We start from the raw sequence: 1,757 nt of genomic DNA, 5'->3' as shown, positions 1-1,757 counted from the left end.
GGACCGCTGTTCCATTTGACGGTGCTCGACCTGACAAGCGTCTTGTTGGGCGCAATTCACGGGTTCTCGTCGTGGTGGCTCCGTAAAAGCCGGAACAACTGACGCCTGCATTTCAATGTATGTCCATGTGCGCGCATAGGCAGGCCTTCCCTAAGACAATATCTCCATGCAAACCCGAAATTTCGATCTGATCGCTTTCGACTGGGATGGCACGCTGTTTGATTCGACCAAAATCATCGTGCGCTGTATCCAGGCCGCGGTGCGTGATGTGGGCGGCACGGTCCCCACCGACAAGGAAGCCGGCTACGTCATCGGCCTGGGCCTCATGCAGGCGCTGGCTCATGCCGCGCCTGATGTACCCCCCGAAAAGTATCCCCAACTGGGCGAGCGCTACCGCCATCACTATGCTGCGCATTACGACGACCTGAGCCTGTTTGAGGGCGTGCTTCCCCTGCTCGACGCCCTGAAAGCGCGCGGTCACCTGCTCGCGGTGGCCACCGGCAAGTCGCGCCGCGGCCTTGACGAAGTACTGCGCACCATAGAGCTCAAGGGCGTGTTCGACGGATCCCGCACGGCTGACGAGACGGCAGGCAAGCCCGATCCGCGCATGCTGCATGAGCTCATGGCGGAGTTTGGTATTCCCGCGGGGCGCGTGCTGATGGTGGGCGACACCACCCATGACCTCCAGATGGCGGTCAATGCTGCTTGTGCCAGTGTGGGAGTGAGTTATGGCGCGCATGAGCCGGACACATTTACCGCGCTGTCGCCGCGCCATGTCGCGCATTCGGTGCAGGAACTGCACGACTGGCTGCTGGCCCACGGGTAGTTTTCGATGACGTCCACGGAACCCCGGCAAGCTTTGTGCAATAGCCGCGACCTGCTTGAAGGCGGGTTGGCAGTGCCGTTCGACGTCATTTATGCCGGGCAGACCTGCCGCGCCTTTGCGGTCCGTTACGAAGGAATGGTCCACGCGTATCTCAATCGCTGCACCCATGTCGCGATGGAGCTGGACTGGCAGCCCAACCGGGTGTTTGATACCGGGGGGCAGTGGCTTTTATGCGCCAGCCATGGCGCCGTTTACCGTCCGGATACCGGCCTGTGCGCCGGCGGGCCTTGCCAGGGAGGGCTGGTCAAAATCGAGCTTTCAGAAATTGAAGGGGTTGTTTATTGGCATTCTGCTTACAACCTTAAACCGCTACAGTTCTAATACCTCTCTAAACTATCGCCCATGAACGACCCCCATCGCCCCGACCCTCCCATGGACTCTGATTCGCTGCGCGAATCGGATTTCCGGCCCAACCAGCCGGAATCCSTTCCGCCTTATCCCCAGGCCAGAAAATCCGCCGYYGACCCTTCCGCCCCCGGCTGGGAGCGCGCSACGCTTGARAAACTGGCYTTYGCTGCSCTCAACGAACAAAAAGCCACRCGACGCTGGAAAACCTTTGTGCGCCTGTCCTGGCTGGCGTTTTTCATCGCTCTGGTATGGATGGCACTGCACCGCGGCACGCCTGCCAGCGATGCGACTGTTCCGCACACGGCCGTGGTGGAAATAAAGGGTGAAATCGCCGCGGGCGCCGACGCCAGCGCCGAGTTCGTCAACGCTGCGCTGCGTGCCGCCTTTGAAGACGAAGGCGCCAAGGCGGTTGTGCTGCTGATCAATTCGCCGGGGGGCAGCCCGGTGCAGGCCGGCATGATGAACGACGAAATCCTGCGCCTGAAGGCCAAGCACAAGAAGCCGGTTTACGCTGTGGTCGAAG

3 protein-coding genes are annotated in these 1,757 nt (G+C 61.0%); all 3 read left to right on the top strand.

Going from position 1 to position 1,757, the window contains the following annotated elements; genetic code table 11:
• The first annotated feature begins 166 nt into the window (after positions 1-166).
• A complete protein-coding gene (locus tag AC1DWI_RS21765) occupies positions 167-826 on the top strand; it encodes an HAD family hydrolase (protein ID WP_477671308.1) in 660 nt (219 codons plus the stop codon).
• A 6-nt stretch (positions 827-832) separates the two neighbouring features.
• On the top strand, positions 833-1,207 hold the full coding sequence (locus AC1DWI_RS21760) for a Rieske (2Fe-2S) protein (RefSeq protein ID WP_477671309.1): 375 nt from the start codon (positions 833-835) through the stop codon (positions 1,205-1,207).
• A gap of 21 nt (positions 1,208-1,228) precedes the next feature.
• Positions 1,229-1,757, top strand: a 529-nt coding sequence (locus tag AC1DWI_RS21755; RefSeq protein ID WP_477725741.1) for a Clp protease/crotonase-like domain-containing protein, incomplete at its 3' end; no start/stop codon positions are given.

The sequence above is a fragment of the Polaromonas sp. P3_C2 genome, from assembly GCF_056402675.1.
This window is presented reverse-complemented; position numbering and strand designations above follow the sequence as displayed.